Raw genomic sequence first — 16509 nt, forward strand, 5'->3', positions numbered from 1 at the left:
GCCGTATCGAAGAAGAAAAATTGCGCATAGCGAAAAGAAGAAGAGAGGAGAGGGGAAAGGTGCAACATTTCCAGAAAGGGCTGCTGTTATCTCTTTGCCTGCTGCTGGCGGCCTGTAGCAGCCGTTATGACGAGAGCCACGGCGGCAGCTGGCGCGGCTATAGCGAAACCGGCTATGCCAGCTATTATGCTGACCGCTATCACGGCAAAAAGACCGCCAGCGGCGAGCGCTATCGCAACAACCTCAATAGCGCCGCCCATATGGAATTGCCCTTTGGCTCCATGGTGCGGGTCACCAATCTCGCCAACGGCAAGAGTGTAGTGGTCAAGGTCAATGACCGCGGCGCTTTTAAAAGGGGACGTATTATCGATCTCTCCAAATCTGCGTTTAGTTCCATCGGCAATATTCGCGACGGGATTATCAAAGTAAAAATAGAGGTGCTCTAGGCTGGGTGAACCCGTTTATACACGAAAATGGATGTTGATGAATGATATTGGAAGGCTGACATCGACCAGTCAGCCTTTCGGTAGATAAAGATATAACATTGACATGGATCAATATTTAATTCAGCTAAAAATGGATTTGTTATCAATGGAAAAAATCGATGATCGTGATTGATATTTATTTTAGCTTATCTCGCCTGTTCGGCCTTACTATGGGGCAAACGGAGGGATTAGTGATGATTATCTATGGTAAATATGGTGGTGCAGCGCTGAGAGCTGTTCATCTGATGGTGCAGAATAATTATGGGCATGCCACCGCCTGGGATATGGCTATTGCTGAAGCATTTGGTGGTGATATCAGTACAGGAAAATTCAAAAATAATCCAAAGGTAACTTTTTTGACTCTTTGCAGTCTTGGTTGTATCAGTTGCATCATGCCAGTTCATTATGTAGCTGCGACCAAAACCAGAGAATATGTGTTGGCTGCCATTGATTTATTGTCACACAAGGATATTACCAAACCGATTAATCCCGAGCAGTTATGGCTGGAGGTGATCTCGGCCTGTAAGAGCGGCAAGGTTGTGAAGCATAACAATCAGATGGATGTCATTCTGACACTCTGGTATGCCGGTGTGCTCAATCCCGAGTGGGATAGGGATGCCATCAGGATAGACTATCGACGAATATAAAAAAGCCAAGGTAATGAATACCTTGGCTATGAAACATCAATTGGTTCTGGTCAGGGATGCACTATCGGAGTGTGCGAATGGCTTGCCATACACCATCAGGTTGGTGGTTTGACTGTATTTGAGAAGATCTTTCTCTGAGAAGTCCAGAGTCATCGAGAAATCCGTGGTGGAATCATTAATGGTCATATAATTGCTTTCCGCAATACCGCGCTTGCCCGTCTTGAACTCGATTTTGTTACCCGCTTTGCCTTCAGTGACCACACAGACTGCACGGGGTATACAGTATGAGTTGTAAACAAGCTGATTAGTCTTGTCATAAATCAGATAGCCGCGTTGGTCATGAAATTTCCCATTATCGCTTTTTCTGAATACTTCCTGTTTGTAATACATGGCTACCAGATATTGTTCGCTGGCATTTTTAGCATCGGCTGCCGGTTCAAAAGTAATGACTTCGTAAAAGGGTTCCACTGCCGCCCCCCTTTGCCAACTTTGCTACCCTCCTGGCCGGGTGCTACATCTACACCACCAGCATCGGTGCTTTTCCATGTGCCAGCCAACTGAGCTAATGGACCAAAATCCAGACCGTTGATAATAGTGCTGGACTCTGCGTGAGCGAGCGTGGCACAGGTAATTAATGCTATGGGTAAGATAACTTTATTCATTATGATAACTCCATCACTAATAATGACTTGCGAATAAATATGTTCAGCAAAGTAATTGTTATAACGCACCAAGGATGTGGTCAATGATATTGAGTGATGGTGGTTCGTTTTTGTGAGGTATGATTTGCTTTTTCGTGGCTAAATAAATTGAATTTGATATAAGACAATGTTGTATTTTTTCATCGCGCTTCCTCAGATATATCGTGATAGCGATAAAGGAACATTGACATGATGCGATGATCATTATGTCTCCGGCGTGAATATTTCACTCAGCCCCATCAATTGAAGGCGATAGCCACTAACTCTGCGGCACCCTGACCCCTTTATCGAGATAGAGGCTACTGTAGTTGGCCCTGTGGGTGACAAACATCACCTGATGGCGGCTGCCGTCGGAGAGGATAAGGAAATCGCCCGCTTGGGCAGGGCTTTGCAAGGAGACCTCCTGCTCGGGGGCGGTCAGGCGATCGACATCTTCCTTGAAGGTGAGGGTGTAAGAGAACATATGGCGCTCCACTGCTGGCTCATATCAAACACTCCGTTGAAGGTAGTTGCTGGCATGGGCGCGCGCGGCGCCCGATTGGCGCTGTTAGACCAAATATCAGCGATGAGAACGTGCGTGGCTTCAGTCGGGTTGTTCTGCCGAGGTGCGCTTGAGGCGTTTACATCAAGGCCATTGGTATCAAAACGATGGTAAAGGGGCGAAAGGGGGATGAAAAAACCGCCTATTGGCGGTTTTTCTTATGCGATGGGCCCTACTTCAGGGCCTTCTTCAGCTTCTTGATCTTGCCTTCATGCTTGGCAATTTTCTCAAGACGAGCGGCGATCTTCTTTTTGATCTCTTTCTTGCTTGCTTTGGCCATCGGTGGCGCTCCTTTGCAGTGGGGACACATGAGGTGTCAGTGTGGGTCTTCCCTTTGACGTCCCAGAGTGCCACAGGGCTCCTTTATGAACCAGCACTCTGTTGCTTTAATAGCCAGCTCGCTATAACTGCAAGGGGCTGAGCCAGCGCAGCAGTTGCTGGCCAACCTGCGGGCTGCCGAGCAGAGCCATATGGCTGGTGCGATAGACAATCAGGGTATGGGCGGGCAGGAAGGCAAGCTGATGGCGCGCCTCGCTGTGCTGACCGAGGGCGCTGCGTAGCGGCACCAGTCCATCGCCAATCAGCCGGTCGGCCAGCAGGCTGCGCTTGGCGGCAGTGGTCGCGGCGATGGCATAGCAGTTGACGCCACCGGGCAAGGGGAGTGGGACGCGGGGATCGCGCAAGGGCGCGGCGGGGTCGGGTTGGGCCACTTCATCGATCACCTTGCCGTGGCGCAGATCCTTGATGCCAGCACTGCGCAGCCGCGCCAGTCTGACGAAGGGTTCGCTGTAGGCTGTGGCGGGCAGCAACTGCTCCAGCCAGTGACCGGCATGTTCGAGCGGCGCGCCGTGGTGTGGTGTGCCGAGAAAGATCAGGTTGGCAAGGTGCGCAGGCCAGGTGAGCCCGGCCACGCCGGCATGCTGGCAGGCGCTGCGGGCAATTAGTCCCCCCATGCTGTAGCCCATTATCGTTATCTCTTTGAGCTCTCCCGGCCAGTGGGCGAGCAACTGCTCCAGCAACAGGGCAAGTTGCTGCCCGTTTTGTGTGATGGGCAGGCCCGAGTTGTAGCGCAAATAAAGAGGCTGATAGCCAAGCGCGTTGGCAAGTTGCTCTCCGTGATTGACCGGTTTGCCTTGATGCTCGGTCTGCCATTGCAGATCGTTCATGCAGAGGCCATGGATCATCAGCAGCACCCGTCCCTCGCGGGGTAGATCCTTTGGCATCGCCTGCCAATCGAGGGGCTTGCCCTGATAGCGCAGGGTCATGGGGGTGGCGAGAGCATTGTGGTGCTCAACCAGCTTGTCCCCCAACACGCCGTTGAGCGTGGCGATCAGGGCCGCGCGTTTCGGGGTTTCGGGGATCTGGTGGGGCGGCGGTGTGGCTGGCAGGCGGCTGAGCAGATGGTTGATGCCGCTGCTTAGGTTGTTGGCGGTGCCATGTACCCCCTTGTAGACCAGTCCGGTGATCCTGGATGTCTTCCCCTCATCCCGTCCCTTGAGCCCCATACCGCTCAGTACCGCCTGATGTACCGCTTCAGTGATCTCTACCGCGGCGGGCAGCGCCAGAGTCAGCAGGTGCGCCAGCTCGCGGATATCCGAAAGATGCCAGGAAGAGGATGGCGAGGGGTCTGTGGCGTCGGTCATGGCAAGCCCTTGTGAAAGCGGGTATCGCGTTGTCGTGCCGCGAAGAGCGCAGTGTATCTCTATATCAAACCAGCTTGCGCCCTTTGTGGCGGGTTTACCAGTAACGGGCCATGCATGGCGGGGCTGATAAGAACCGCTTGCGAAGCCGGTCACGGTAATGACAGGGAAAATCATCTCTACTTCGTCATATGAAGCCACATGGAGAGGTGAGGATGTCGCTGTTTAATGAGGTGCGGGTACAGGATTTGTGTGCACGGTTGCTCGATAGCCAGAACGAGAAGGGCAGCTCCCTTGAGAGTCGGCATGGCCGCGAGTTGAAGGAGTTGCTGCAGGCTGTGGGCGGAGTCGAGTCAGTTGGGCGCAGTTCCCGTCATATATTGACCGACGCGGGGCGGACTTTTCTGACCAGACAACTGGCACGGGCTGCGCCCCCCGAACCGGACAAGGGGGAGCAGCTGCAACGAATGGGAGTGAGTTTGCCTGCACGGCTCAATCAGGCCTGCTTTTATGCCCTCTGGCATGGGGACAGCAAGCATCCGCGATCAGCATCCCTTGCCGCGCCACTGCTTGCGAAATTGTCGCTAACTCAAGATGAGGTGATCCGCATCCGTACCCTCGAACCGCTCTCACTGGTCGATCAGCAGGGTCAGCAGCACGATATGACGGCAATGCTGGCGCTGCTGGGGGAATTGGCGTTGCCGGAGCGGACTATGGACATGCTGGCGGCCATCGGCTGGCAAGGGGAGCGGGTCATTACGGTGGAGAACAAGGGTGCCTTTGTCGACTACCCGCTGCAACCCGGGCAACTGCTGCTCTTTGCCCCCGGTCGCAATACTACCCTGGCCAAACAGCTGATCCCGCTGCTGCCTGCGGGCGTGCAGTGGGCCCATTTTGGTGATCTCGATCAACGGGGTATCGATATTGCCATCGAGCTGGCGCGTGAGCTAAATCGACCGGCCATGCTCTGGCTTCCCTGTGAGTTGCGGCCTTATCTGGATCACTATGCCCGTCCGGTGCGCACCTTTGCAACGGACAGTGGCAAGGTGCCCTGGCGTTTGACGACGCAGGCTGATCAGGTTGATGGTCATGGCGCGTCGGCAGGCGTTCCCTGGCTTGAGAAACTGATCACAGACGGGACTTGGTTGGAGCAGGAGGTATTGATTCTGGCCCCTCACTGGCGGATCTGGTCATTGGAAGAGATGGGCAATCAGGTGTGAAACGGGGAGCCCGCGCTCCCCGTCATTTCGTGGTCAGCTGTTTACTTCGCGTTGATGGGCCCCTTGGTGCCGGCATCATTATCGACCCAGCCATCTTCACCCTTGATGCGGCGATCCCCCTGAATGGTGTAGATGACCATGCCATCCTTGAACACCAGCGCGCCATCGGATTTCTTGGCATTGACCTTCTTGTCGTTGACCCATACCTGATCCTTGCCATCGATGCGGATATTGGCCACGGTGGCGCCGGTTTGGGGGAAGGTGGCGATCCAGTTGCCCGCATAGGGGCTGGCGCTGGTTGCCGCGGCCGGAGCATTGCCAACACCGGCAGCCGCGTTCTCAGCCTTGGTTTTGTTGATATCGCAGCCATTAAGCTCGCTCACCTGAGTGCAGCCCGAGCGCTCCAGCTTCTGCTCATAGCTCAGATCCAGACCGCCCTCCGCGGCTGGGGCGGCCGTGCCAAATCCCGCCTTGGCATTTTCCGCTTTGGTTTTGTGAATGTCACAGCCCTGCGCCTCGGTAACCTGGGTACAACCGGAGCGCTCCAGCTGCTCGGCATATTTGGCGCTGATGGCGTGGGCAGGGGTGATACCGAGCAGGGTCAGGGTGATGAGCAGAGCAGCATTCCTGGACATAGATAATCCCTCAAAGATGTAAGTCATGCAGGTTCATCCGCGCAGTTGCGGTAGTGAACGTCGGCCTCTCCTGAGCATCCGAGACAGATGCACAGCTGGCGTATTCACGTTAGCACCTTGGGCCAACCGCGCCCAGCGATGTGGCCGGAAGATAAGGCGAGAGGTGATACGGGCGGGGAGCGAAGGGGAGACGAGATAGCAGCAGTGTCAACGCTGGAGAGATCCTTCCAAGAGAAAAGGTGTTGCGGGCATTATCATAATGATAACGACAGCCCAGCTGATATCATTTCAGCCCCTGAAACTGACCTTTGATGATAATTCTCACCGATGCCGAGATATCGCCTCTGATTATTATCACCCGGCTATTTTATGGCTTGGCTGATCCGCTCACCTTTTTATTGAATAAACCGCTTAAATAGCCGCTGATTTTGTGGGTGGGATCACACACTTTCGCCATTTATTAATATCTGCCTGCATTTTATTGGTTTGGCATGGTTATTGATTGCCTCATATCGACGCTAACCGACGCGCTCACCCACAACCGGGATGCTGGTGACATCGTGAGTGAAAGGGGAGCTATCCATATCTCATCCAATGATTGGGGCGAACGATGAAAGCAGTTAACGAATTAATCAAAGAGATCAGAGCACTCAAATCCAACCTGCATGAAAAAGATTTTCTGCTGACCTGGGAGCAAACGCCTCAGGAGCTGGAGCTGGTATTGAAACTGGCCGAATCCCTCAAGACACTGCGCGCCGAAAATATCTGCACCAAACTGTTTAACAGCGGGCTCGGTATCTCGGTTTTCCGCGATAACTCCACCCGAACCCGCTTCTCTTACGCCTCTGCACTGAACCTGCTCGGTCTGGCCCAGCAGGATCTGGATGAGGGCAAATCCCAGATCGCCCACGGCGAGACCGTCCGTGAAACGGCCAATATGATCTCCTTCTGCGCCGATGCCATCGGCATCCGTGACGACATGTTCCTCGGCGCCGGCAACGCCTATATGCGCGAAGTGGGCGCCGCACTGGATGAAGGGTTCGAGAAGGGCGTGCTGCCCCAGCGTCCGGCGCTGGTCAACCTGCAGTGTGACATTGATCACCCGACCCAGTCGATGGCTGATCTCGCCTGGTTGCAGGAGCACTTCGGCAGCCTGGAGAGCCTCAAGGGCAAGAAGATTGCGATGACCTGGGCCTACTCCCCGAGCTACGGCAAGCCGCTCTCCGTGCCGCAGGGCATCATCGGTCTGATGACCCGCTTTGGTATGGATGTGACCCTGGCCCACCCGGAAGGGTATGACCTGATCCCGGACGTGATCGAAGTGGCCAAGGAGAATGCCAAGGCATCCGGCGGTAGCTTCCGTCAGGTCACCTCCATGGAAGAGGCGTTCAAGGATGCCGATATCGTCTATCCCAAGTCCTGGGCCCCCTACAAGGTGATGGAGCAGCGCACAGAGTTGCTGCGTGCCAATGACCACGCCGGCCTGAAAGATCTGGAGAAACACTGCCTTGAGCAGAACGCCAAGCACAAGGATTGGCACTGCACCGAGGAGATGATGAAGCTCACCAAGGGGGGCGAGGCGCTCTATATGCACTGCCTGCCCGCCGATATTTCCGGCGTCTCCTGCAAGGAAGGGGAAGTAACCGAAGGGGTATTCGAGAAATACCGTATCGCCACTTACAAAGAGGCGAGCTGGAAGCCCTATATTATCGCCGCCATGATCATGGCCCGTAAATTCTCAGCCCCGGCAGAAACCCTGGAAAATCTGATTAAAGAGGCGCAAAAGCGGGTGAAATAAATAACGGAAGGGCAGGGTGAATATTCATCCTGCCCACACTGTCGAACCCATTATTTCGAGTTTTCTCCCCGTGGTATCTGAATAACGGATCTCCCGGCGAGGCAGCTCTTTGTCAGGTAACGCCTAGTGAGGTAAGCATGTCCCAATTTTCGCTGAAGATGGATATTGCCGATAACCGCTTTTTTACCGCTGAGTCATCTCCGCTGTTTTCTCGCGCCGAAGCACAAAAGGCTCGCGCTTTTCATAAAAAACTGGCCGGTTATGAACCGACCCCATTGTGCGACCTGAAAGATCTGGCCGCCTATATCGGGGTGAAAAATATATTGGTCAAGGACGAGTCAAAGCGCTTTGGCCTCAATGCCTTCAAGATGCTGGGTGGCGTTTATGCCATCGCCAACCTGCTCTGTGAAAAGTACGGTGTGGCCATCGAGGATTTCTCATTCGATCTCATCAAACGCACCATCAAGGAGCCGATGACTTTCGCCACCACCACAGATGGCAACCACGGTCGTGGCGTTGCCTGGGCCGCCAAGCAGGTGGGTCAGCATGCGGTGGTCTACATGCCCAAGGGCTCCGCCCAGGAGCGGGTTGACCACATCCTCAACCTCGGTGCCGAGTGCATCGTCACCGACATGAACTATGACGACACCGTGCGCCTGACCATGAAGATGGCCGAAGAGCGCGGCTGGCACATAGTGCAGGACACCGCCTGGGAGGGTTACAGCAAGATCCCGACCTGGATCATGCAGGGTTACTCCACCCTGGCCGACGAAGCGGTTGAGCAGATGCAGGATATGGGCATCAGGCAGCCGACCCACGTGCTGCTGCAAGCCGGGGTCGGGGCGCTGGCGGGCGGGGTGCTCGGTTATCTGGTGGACTGCTTCGGGGCGAAAAACCTGCACAGCATCGTGGTCGAGCCGGATCAGGCCGACTGCATCTACCGCTCCGGCGTGGCGGGGGAGATGGTCAACGTGGGGGGCGACATGCGCACCATCATGGCCGGTCTCGCCTGTGGCGAACCCAATCCGCTTGGTTGGCCGCTGCTCAAGAGCTGTACCACCCAGTTTATCTCCTGCCACGACAAGGTGTCGGCATTGGGCATGCGGGTGCTGGGCAACCCTCTTGGCAATGACCCCCGCATCATCTCCGGTGAGTCCGGCTCGGTTGGTACCGGCGTGCTGGCGGCAGTGCGCCACCACCCGGATCGCGCGGCGCTGATGGAACGTCTGGGGCTGGATAGCAACTCGGTGGTACTCATCATCAACACCGAAGGGGACACCGATGTGAAGCACTACCGGGAAGTGGTGTGGGAAGGCAAACATCCTGCCTGCGATTAACCCCGGCTGTGAGTAATCCCTGCGAGAGCAGAGACTCGAATTGAAGCATTGATCGCGCCTCGCCAACGGGGCGCGGTAACGGGCACAGGGCGCTGCCGACGAACAGGCCGCGCACTCTCAGTTGTTATGGAGAATCACAATGAGCAAGCAAATTCCGTTTGAAATGGTGTTGGAGAAGGCCTACCAGTACAAGGCCGAGATGAGTCAGTTCCTGCGCGACATGATCGCCATCCCGAGCGAGAGCTGCGATGAAGAGCGCGTCGTGCTGCGCATCAAGCAGGAGATGGAGAAGGTTGGCTTTGATAAGGTCGAGATCGACCCCATGGGCAACGTGCTGGGCTATATCGGCCACGGCCCGCACCTGATCGCCATGGATGCCCACATCGATACCGTGGGCGTCGGCAACATGGCCAACTGGACCTTCGACCCCTATGAGGGGATGGAAGATCACGAGATCATCGGTGGTCGCGGCGCCTCCGATCAGGAAGGGGGCATGGCCTCCATGGTCTATGCGGGCAAGATCATCAAGGATCTGGGGCTGGAAGATCAGTACACCCTGTTGGTGACCGGTACCGTGCAGGAGGAGGATTGCGACGGCCTCTGCTGGCAGTACATCATCGAGCAGAGCAAGATCCGCCCCGAGTTCGTGGTCAGTACCGAACCCACCGACTGCCAGATCTACCGTGGCCAGCGTGGCCGCATGGAGATCCGCATCGATGTGCAGGGGGTCAGCTGCCACGGCTCCGCACCGGAGCGCGGTGACAACGCCATCTTCAAGATGGGCCCGATCCTTGGCGAGTTGCAGGAGCTCAGCCACAACCTCGGCAACGATGACTTCCTCGGCAAGGGTACCCTGACCGTCTCCGAGATCTTCTTCACTTCGCCAAGCCGCTGCGCCGTGGCGGACAGCTGCGCCGTCTCCATCGACCGTCGTCTGACCTGGGGAGAGACCTGGCAAGGTGCGCTCGACGAGATCCGGGCCCTGCCTGCGGTGCAAGCCGCCGGTGCCGAGGTCTCCATGTACCAGTACGACCGTCCGGCCTACACCGGTCTGGTCTACCCGACCGAGTGCTACTTCCCGACCTGGAAGGTGGAAGAGGATCACATCACCGTTAAAACCCTCTCCAAGGCTTATCGCGAGCTGTTCAACAAGGAGCCGGTGGTGGACAAGTGGACCTTCTCGACTAACGGGGTCTCCATCATGGGTCGCCACGGCATTCCGGTCATCGGTTTTGGCCCGGGTAAAGAGCCGGAAGCCCACGCCCCGAACGAGAAGACCTGGAAAGAGCATCTGGTCAAGTGTGCCGCCATGTACGCCGTGATCCCCATGCTCTATCTGGCCGAGCTGGACAAGTAAGGGGTCTGCCGGGTGGTGACTGCCATCGCCGCCCAGCTGTTGAAAGTGCCCCGTCTCCATTGAGGCGGGGCCTTGCTGTTTGAAGTGATGTTCGAGGTGGTGGGGATGAAACGGCTGATCAAAAACGGTGTGCTGGTCGATGCGCAGGGGGAATATCGTCAGGATCTGCTGATCGATAACGGGGTGATCTGCGCGCGAGCCGCCGCTATCCAGCCCGATGGCGAGACCGAAGTGATCGATGCCAGCGGCTGCTACGTGATGCCGGGTGGCATCGATGTCCATACCCACTTCAACATCGATGTCGGCATTGCCCGCAGTTGCGATGATTTTTTCAGCGGTACCCGTGCCGCCGCCTGTGGTGGTACCACCACCATCGTCGATCACATGGGATTTGGCCCGGCGGGGTGCAACCTGCATCACCAGCTGGCCCGCTATCACGACTATGCCGCCGATCAGGCGGTGGTCGATTACAGCTTTCACGGCGTGATCCAGCATGTGGATGACGCCATCCTCCACGAGATGGCCGCCATGGTGCAGGAGGAGGGGATCAGCAGCTTCAAGCTCTATCTTACCTACCAGTACAAGCTGGGTGATCACGACGTGTTGCGCGCCCTGGCCCGCCTCAAGGAGGTGGGGGCGCTTGCCACCGTCCATCCCGAGAACGACGCCGCCATCGCGGCGCGCCGGGCGGCCCTATTGGCCGCCGGTCACCATGAGCCCTGGTATCACCCGCAAAGCCGCCCGCTGGAGTGCGAGGCGGAGGCGATCGCCCGGATGATCAACCTGGCGGGGCTGGCGGGCAATGCGCCGCTCTATATCGTTCACCTTTCAAACGGACTGGGGCTGGAGTATCTGAAATTGGCGCGCCGTCAGGGTCAGCCAGTCTGGGTGGAGACCTGCCCGCAATATCTGCTTTTGGATGATTCCTGCTACTACCGGGAGAACGGAGTCGACTATCTGCTCAGCCCGCCGCTGCGCTCACGCCGCGAGCAGGACAAGCTGTGGGTCGGCATCGCTGCGGGTGACATCGACACGGTGGCGACCGATCACTGCAACTTCTCCCACGCCCAGCGCATGACCCTCTCGGGCGGGGATTTCAGCCGCTGCCCCAACGGCTTGCCGGGCGTCGAGAACCGGATGCTGCTGCTGTTTGCCCACGGGGTGTTGGGGGGGCGCATCTCGCCGTCCCGCTTCGTGGCCCTCACCAGCGCCAACCCGGCGCGCCTGTTTGGCCTCTGGCCGCGCAAGGGCAATCTGCAACCGGGGTCTGACGCCGATCTGGTGCTGATGGATCCACGTGGCGAGACCCAAATCCGTCACGCCGCCCTGCACGACAACGGCGACTACAGCCCCTACGAGGGGATGCGCTGCCCCGGCCGGCTCAGGCTGACCCTCAGTCGCGGCGAGACAGTGGCCCGCGATGGCGAGTTTCTGGGGCAGCGTGGTCATGGCCGTTTTCTGGCCAGAGCACCCTTTGATCCACTGCTGGGCGAAGCGGTCAGAGAACAGCAATCAGCACAGCAATAGACAGAACAACAGAGTCGGTATGACACCGGCCCACCCTTATCATTGGAGAGCACAAGATGAAACAGAGAATCGTACTGGCCCTGGGGGGCAATGCTCTGGGCAATAACCTGCCCGAGCAGATGAAGGCGGTGCAGAGCACGGCGGGCACTATCGCCGACCTTATCGCCCAAGGGCACGAGGTGGTGGTCACCCACGGCAACGGGCCGCAGGTGGGGATGATCCAGCAGGCGTTCGAGGTGGCGGCTCGCCATGACTCCAAGGCGCCCCATCTGCCCATGTCGGTCTGCGTGGCCCTGAGTCAGGGTTATATCGGTTATGACCTGCAAAATGCCCTGCGCGAGGCACTGCTTGAACGCGGCATCCACAAGCCGGTCGCCACTTTGGTGACCCAGGTTGAGGTGGATAAAAACGATCCCGCCTTCCTCGACCCGAGCAAACCCATCGGCGGCTTCTTCAGCAAGGAGGAGGCCGAAGCATTGATGGCCAAGGGGGAGCGGCTCAAAGAGGATGCCGGTCGCGGCTATCGCCGGGTGGTGGCATCCCCCAAACCCGTCGATATCATCGAGAAAGAGACCGTCTCTGCCATGCTGGCTGCCGGTCAGGTGGTGATCACCGTCGGTGGCGGCGGCATTCCGGTGCTGCGCGAGGGCAATCACCTGCGCGGTGCCAGTGCGGTGATCGACAAGGATTGGGCCAGTGCCAAGCTGGCGGAGCTTATCGACGCCGACATGCTGATCATCCTTACCGCGGTAGAGAAGGTTGCCATCAACTTCGGCAAGCCCGAGGTGCAGTGGCTCGATCAGCTGAGCGTGGCCGATGCCAACAGCTTTATTGCACAGGGACAGTTTGCCAAGGGCTCCATGCTGCCCAAGGTGGAGGCGGCGCTCTCGTTCGCGACCTCCATGCCGGGGCGCAAATCCCTGATCACCTTGCTGGAGAAGGCTGCCGACGGCATTGCCGGCAAGACGGGAACCCTTATCAGCCGCTAGGTGTTCCAGCTCGGGTTGAGTGTGATTGCGGGGGCCGTCGGCCCCCTTGTTCATTTTGGGGCAGTCATGGTCAGCGGAGGATGAGCGGCGTAAGATGGCCGCCTTCAAGCGCGGGCAAGACGCCGAGAGCAGACCCGGCGCAATGAGTGACAAGAGGTGAGTAACAAACAAATGAGCGGAAGGATCAATATGGCGGCGCTGGTGGGATTGATCCTGCTCACCGCTATCTGGAGTTACAGCTGGATCGTGATGAAGCAGGTGATGCTCTACGCGGGGGCCTTCGAGTTCACCGCCCTGCGCTGCCTGTGCGGTTCATTGGTGTTGTTGCTGGTGTTGGCCCTACGTGGCCGCCGTTATCTCAAGCCCACCCCGTTTCGCTATACCCTGGCCATCGCCCTGTTCCAGACCTGCGGCATGGTGGGGCTGGCCCAGTGGGCCCTGATCAGCGGCGGGGCGGGCAAGGTGGCCATTTTGAGTTACACCATGCCGTTCTGGGTGGTGATCTTCGCGGCGCTCTTTCTCGGCGAGCGGATGCGCAAGCTGCACTATCTGGCGGTCGGGGTGGCAGCCTGCGGGCTGCTGCTGGTGATCGAGCCCTGGCAGTTGCACTTGGATTCCATGAAGAGTGCGCTGCTGGGGATTGCCTCCGGCATCTGCTGGGGGATCAGCGCCATCATCGCCAAGCGGATGTATGTCCGCCACCCCGGGGTGGATCTGATGTCCCTCACCACCTGGCAGATGATCTACGCCACCATGGTGATGGCCGTGGTGGCGGCGCTGGTGCCGGAGCGACCCATCGACTGGCAGCCCTATGTGTTTGGTGCGCTCGCCTACAGCGCCATCTTCGCCACTGCCATCGCCTGGAGTCTCTGGCTGTTTGTGTTGAAAAAACTGCCAGCGGGGATTGCCAGCCTCAGTACCCTGGCGGTGCCGGTGACCGGTGTGCTGCTCTCATGGTGGCTGCTTGGTGAAAATCCGGGGCCGGTGGAGGGGAGCGGCATCGCCCTTATCGTGCTGGCGCTTATCGTCATCAGCCGCAAGGGCAAGCGCTCTGTGGTGTCGGTGGCGGGGGAGACTCGCATCAAGCACGGCTGAGTCGATTGTCGGCAACGAAATAAAAAGGGCCCGCCATGATGGCGGGCCCTTTGTGTTGGCACACAGCCTTATCTACGCTGGGCCAGATGCATCATGGCCTCCAGCACGGCGCCGCCGATGGCGCGTGCCTTGTCCGATACCGTGGTGGCGTCGGCCCGCTCGCCTCTGGGGTCGATGTCACCGATCTTGAAGCCGACCGGCACCTCGATGCCATCGCTGAGCAGACCTCGCACCATGCCGGAGAGCGGCGCGATAATGGGGGCGTCCCCCACGTGAGCGATCACATCCCCCTCCTGCACCAGATCACCGAGCTTGATAATGCTCTTCATCACTCCGGCGACGGGGGCGCGTACCACCCGGCGGGCGGAGTGTCCCTCGATCACCCCGGGAATGCCGGTATTGGGCTGGGCAGGGCCCTGATAGATGACCCGGCCCAGATGATGACCGCGGTTGGTCTCGATCACCGCATCGCAGTCGCGCCCCGCCTCAAACCCCGGGCCGAGGGCCACCGTAATGGGGGCCATCTCCTTGTGGGTGCCGAGATTCTGCTTGGCGAGGATGGCATCCACCAGATAGCGGGGCTTGAGCTCGGCGAGGGTGGCACAGTCGGGGTCAACCAGCAGCGGAATGATGCCCCGATCCAGCTGCTCGAACGCTTGCTCAACGCTCTCGACCCGCTTGGCGCGCACACCCTCGACACTGGTTTCACCATCGAACATCCCTTGCGCGAAGGCGACGGTGCGGCGGATCACCGTGGGTTTGTCGAGATCCAGCATCACCACCTTGAAGCCGGCATTGTGCAGGCGCAGCGCGACGCCGGTGGCGATGTCGCCGGAGCCGCGCATCACCACCAGTTGATCCCGCTTGAGGCGCACGTCATCCTGCATCAGCCCACCCGATTTGCCGTTTTTCACTTGCAGCAGCTCGGCGAGAATGCTGATGGCGATCTCCTCGGGGGTCTCGGCACCTATGTTGTAGCCGATGGGGGCGTGCAGCCGCTGCAGTTGTTCCTGGCTCACCCCTTGCTGGCGCAGGGCCTGGGTGAAGGTCTGCACCTTGCGCTTGCTGGCGAGCAGCCCCAGATAGGCGAGGGGACGATTGATGAGCCGATCCAGCGCCTCCTTGTCCTGATGGTTGGTGGCGATGATGACGAAGTTGGCGGGCTCGATGGCCAATGTCTCGATCACCGCGCTGATGGTATCGGCCTGTTTGAGGTGAGTGCCGGTTGGGAAGTGATCGGGGTTGAGGCTCCCTTCAAAACAGTCACCGACATGGATATCAAAACCCAGTGGCGCGGCGGCATGGGCCAGCGCCCGGTTGACGTGACCGGCACCAATGAGCACCAGTCGTGGCCGCAGGCCATAGACATCGATATAGACCGACATGGCGCCGCCGCAATCCGACCCGACCGCATGTTCGCCGTTGCGGGCCATCCGGCCGTGGAAGATGCGCGGCTTGCGCTCTGCAATGGCCGCCACGGCCTCTTCGATCACCAGCCGCTCGATCATGCCGCCGCCGATGGTGCCGAGGATCTGGCCATCGGCCATCACCAGCATCTGGGCCTGATGGCGCGGGGTGGAGCCCCGGCTCTCGATGATCTGGGCCATGGCAAACGGCGTGTTCTCCTGTTCCAGTCGGGCTGCGTGTGCAAACAGATTCATAAGGTACCTCTTCTTATCCTTAAACCATCATGGGCGAGGCGGCTGTGCCTCATCCTGAGCGAAGTAACCGAGTGCGAGGCGAATGGGTTGTGGTTCGCGAACAGCCCCCTGCCAGATGGCGTGGATCTCGGGGTGGCGGGTATGCAGCTTTATCAATTCATCGAGCCACAACGCCTCATTTTGATAATCCCCATTGATAAACCAGATCCGGCGCGCCCTGGCCGGGGTGCCTTTGAACAGCCCCTCGGGGTGGGAGAGCAGCTGGTGAAACAGCGCCCAGTCGAGGGGGTCACCGGCCTCTATCCCGCACAGGGCCTGAAGCTCTGCCCAGCGGTGGATCTGCTGCGGGTCGGCCTTGGCCCCTACCATGGCGCCGCCTGTCAGGGCGATCACCCAATCACTGTGCTGAGGAATGCAAGGTTCGTGCAAAGCGGGCACTTTCAATAACTTGTGATGGGCGCCATCCGCTTCGACCAGGATGAGATCGAAGCGCTGCTGTCCCTTGATGAGATCAATCTGCTGGGGTGTGGGGCCCGCCACCTTGCCGCTGGCCTGATCGATATGGCTGAACAGGGCGACCAGCGCCGGGCCATCCGGCAGGGCCTGACAGCGGGTAAGTTGACGAACGGGATCCGTCTCGATAATCAATTCCCGATAGTGTGACGGGGCTGGCAGAAACATCCGGGTGGTGGTGGTAATTAGCACCCTTTTACCCTGTTGATAAAAATATTCCGCCAGCCAGAACAGGGTGCTGGTTTTTCCACCGGCGCCGCAGAGGCTAATTAAGGTGGTATGGCTATCAATATTTTTGGTGAGCGAGTTTAATAGTGGAACTATATCTGGAAATGCGACAGCAACAACGTGTGGGTGCGACAT

Annotated in this window: 15 protein-coding genes; 9 read left to right on the plus strand and 6 right to left on the minus strand. The window is 58.2% G+C overall.

Annotated elements, in window-relative coordinates; all coding sequences use genetic code 11:
• Nucleotides 1-59: 59 nt before the first annotated feature.
• On the plus strand, nucleotides 60-446 hold the full coding sequence (locus tag AB5Z02_RS17930) for a septal ring lytic transglycosylase RlpA family protein (protein WP_201973201.1): 387 nt from the start codon (nucleotides 60-62) through the stop codon (nucleotides 444-446).
• Between the two features lie 158 nt (nucleotides 447-604).
• Nucleotides 605-1132, plus strand: coding sequence for a hypothetical protein (locus AB5Z02_RS17935; protein ID WP_234923643.1), 528 nt, complete (start codon nucleotides 605-607; stop codon nucleotides 1130-1132).
• Between the two features lie 36 nt (nucleotides 1133-1168).
• Here the strand turns inward: AB5Z02_RS17935 and AB5Z02_RS17940 are convergent, their stop codons facing one another.
• From AB5Z02_RS17940 to AB5Z02_RS17950, 3 genes are all read right to left on the minus strand, one after another.
• Entirely contained in the window at nucleotides 1169-1600 is a 432-nt protein-coding gene (locus AB5Z02_RS17940) for a heme-binding beta-barrel domain-containing protein (RefSeq protein ID WP_320657505.1), read from the minus strand.
• A gap of 492 nt (nucleotides 1601-2092) precedes the next feature.
• Nucleotides 2093-2296, minus strand: coding sequence for a hypothetical protein (locus AB5Z02_RS17945; protein ID WP_201973178.1), 204 nt, complete (start codon nucleotides 2294-2296; stop codon nucleotides 2093-2095).
• Between the two features lie 479 nt (nucleotides 2297-2775).
• Complete coding sequence (locus AB5Z02_RS17950) at nucleotides 2776-4017, minus strand: alpha/beta hydrolase (protein ID WP_201973179.1); 1242 nt, start codon at nucleotides 4015-4017, stop codon at nucleotides 2776-2778.
• A 212-nt stretch (nucleotides 4018-4229) separates the two neighbouring features.
• On the opposite strand from AB5Z02_RS17950, the gene AB5Z02_RS17955 reads away from it, so the two are divergent.
• Nucleotides 4230-5234, plus strand: coding sequence for a Wadjet anti-phage system protein JetD domain-containing protein (locus tag AB5Z02_RS17955; RefSeq protein WP_201973180.1), 1005 nt, complete (start codon nucleotides 4230-4232; stop codon nucleotides 5232-5234).
• Between the two features lie 41 nt (nucleotides 5235-5275).
• Here the strand turns inward: AB5Z02_RS17955 and AB5Z02_RS17960 are convergent, their stop codons facing one another.
• Nucleotides 5276-5869 carry a hypothetical protein gene (locus AB5Z02_RS17960; RefSeq protein ID WP_268012138.1) on the minus strand — a complete coding sequence of 198 codons (594 nt, stop codon included), beginning with the start codon at nucleotides 5867-5869 and terminating at the stop codon, nucleotides 5276-5278.
• A 610-nt stretch (nucleotides 5870-6479) separates the two neighbouring features.
• Here AB5Z02_RS17960 and ygeW point away from each other — a divergent pair.
• The 6 genes from ygeW to AB5Z02_RS17990 all read left to right on the plus strand — a co-directional run bounded on the left by ygeW (nucleotide 6480) and on the right by AB5Z02_RS17990 (nucleotide 13972).
• Nucleotides 6480-7667 (plus strand): knotted carbamoyltransferase YgeW, encoded by a 1188-nt coding sequence (ygeW, locus tag AB5Z02_RS17965; RefSeq protein ID WP_043820254.1) that lies wholly within the window; start codon nucleotides 6480-6482, stop codon nucleotides 7665-7667.
• A 137-nt stretch (nucleotides 7668-7804) separates the two neighbouring features.
• Nucleotides 7805-9004, plus strand: a complete 1200-nt coding sequence (gene dpaL / locus AB5Z02_RS17970; RefSeq protein ID WP_368216572.1) for a diaminopropionate ammonia-lyase — start codon at nucleotides 7805-7807, stop codon at nucleotides 9002-9004.
• Nucleotides 9005-9143: 139 nt separating this feature from the next.
• Nucleotides 9144-10361 (plus strand): YgeY family selenium metabolism-linked hydrolase, encoded by a 1218-nt coding sequence (locus tag AB5Z02_RS17975; RefSeq protein WP_201973183.1) that lies wholly within the window; start codon nucleotides 9144-9146, stop codon nucleotides 10359-10361.
• A 105-nt stretch (nucleotides 10362-10466) separates the two neighbouring features.
• On the plus strand, nucleotides 10467-11888 hold the full coding sequence (gene hydA, locus AB5Z02_RS17980; RefSeq protein WP_368216895.1) for a dihydropyrimidinase: 1422 nt from the start codon (nucleotides 10467-10469) through the stop codon (nucleotides 11886-11888).
• Between the two features lie 56 nt (nucleotides 11889-11944).
• Nucleotides 11945-12877, plus strand: coding sequence for a carbamate kinase (gene arcC / locus AB5Z02_RS17985; RefSeq protein WP_368216573.1), 933 nt, complete (start codon nucleotides 11945-11947; stop codon nucleotides 12875-12877).
• Nucleotides 12878-13048: 171 nt separating this feature from the next.
• Entirely contained in the window at nucleotides 13049-13972 is a 924-nt protein-coding gene (locus AB5Z02_RS17990) for a DMT family transporter (RefSeq protein ID WP_368216897.1), read from the plus strand.
• 68 nt (nucleotides 13973-14040) lie between these two features.
• Here AB5Z02_RS17990 and yqeB read toward each other — a convergent pair whose 3' ends face one another.
• Nucleotides 14041-15633 carry a selenium-dependent molybdenum cofactor biosynthesis protein YqeB gene (gene yqeB / locus AB5Z02_RS17995; RefSeq protein ID WP_368216574.1) on the minus strand — a complete coding sequence of 531 codons (1593 nt, stop codon included), beginning with the start codon at nucleotides 15631-15633 and terminating at the stop codon, nucleotides 14041-14043.
• Between the two features lie 27 nt (nucleotides 15634-15660).
• Nucleotides 15661-16509 (minus strand): selenium cofactor biosynthesis protein YqeC, encoded by an 849-nt coding sequence (gene yqeC, locus AB5Z02_RS18000; protein ID WP_368216575.1) that lies wholly within the window; start codon nucleotides 16507-16509, stop codon nucleotides 15661-15663.

The sequence above is a fragment of the Aeromonas sp. R2-3 genome, from assembly GCF_040908375.1.
Lineage (GTDB): Bacteria > Pseudomonadota > Gammaproteobacteria > Enterobacterales > Aeromonadaceae > Aeromonas > Aeromonas veronii.

What these genes read in the sequence shown, in the direction of transcription:
- AB5Z02_RS17935 (WP_234923643.1), top strand. Translation starts at nt 605, where the DNA reads ATGATCGTGATTGATATTTATTTTAGCTTATCTCGCCTGTTCGGCCTT.
- AB5Z02_RS17945 (WP_201973178.1), bottom strand. Translation starts at nt 2,296, where the DNA reads ATGTTCTCTTACACCCTCACCTTCAAGGAAGATGTCGATCGCCTGACC.
- AB5Z02_RS17950 (WP_201973179.1), bottom strand. Translation starts at nt 4,017, where the DNA reads ATGACCGACGCCACAGACCCCTCGCCATCCTCTTCCTGGCATCTTTCG.
- AB5Z02_RS17955 (WP_201973180.1), top strand. Translation starts at nt 4,230, where the DNA reads ATGTCGCTGTTTAATGAGGTGCGGGTACAGGATTTGTGTGCACGGTTG.
- AB5Z02_RS17960 (WP_268012138.1), bottom strand. Translation starts at nt 5,869, where the DNA reads ATGTCCAGGAATGCTGCTCTGCTCATCACCCTGACCCTGCTCGGTATC.
- ygeW (WP_043820254.1), top strand. Translation starts at nt 6,480, where the DNA reads ATGAAAGCAGTTAACGAATTAATCAAAGAGATCAGAGCACTCAAATCC.
- dpaL (WP_368216572.1), top strand. Translation starts at nt 7,805, where the DNA reads ATGTCCCAATTTTCGCTGAAGATGGATATTGCCGATAACCGCTTTTTT.
- AB5Z02_RS17975 (WP_201973183.1), top strand. Translation starts at nt 9,144, where the DNA reads ATGAGCAAGCAAATTCCGTTTGAAATGGTGTTGGAGAAGGCCTACCAG.
- hydA (WP_368216895.1), top strand. Translation starts at nt 10,467, where the DNA reads ATGAAACGGCTGATCAAAAACGGTGTGCTGGTCGATGCGCAGGGGGAA.
- arcC (WP_368216573.1), top strand. Translation starts at nt 11,945, where the DNA reads ATGAAACAGAGAATCGTACTGGCCCTGGGGGGCAATGCTCTGGGCAAT.
- AB5Z02_RS17990 (WP_368216897.1), top strand. Translation starts at nt 13,049, where the DNA reads ATGAGCGGAAGGATCAATATGGCGGCGCTGGTGGGATTGATCCTGCTC.
- yqeB (WP_368216574.1), bottom strand. Translation starts at nt 15,633, where the DNA reads ATGAATCTGTTTGCACACGCAGCCCGACTGGAACAGGAGAACACGCCG.
- yqeC (WP_368216575.1), bottom strand. Translation starts at nt 16,509, where the DNA reads ATGTCGCACCCACACGTTGTTGCTGTCGCATTTCCAGATATAGTTCCA.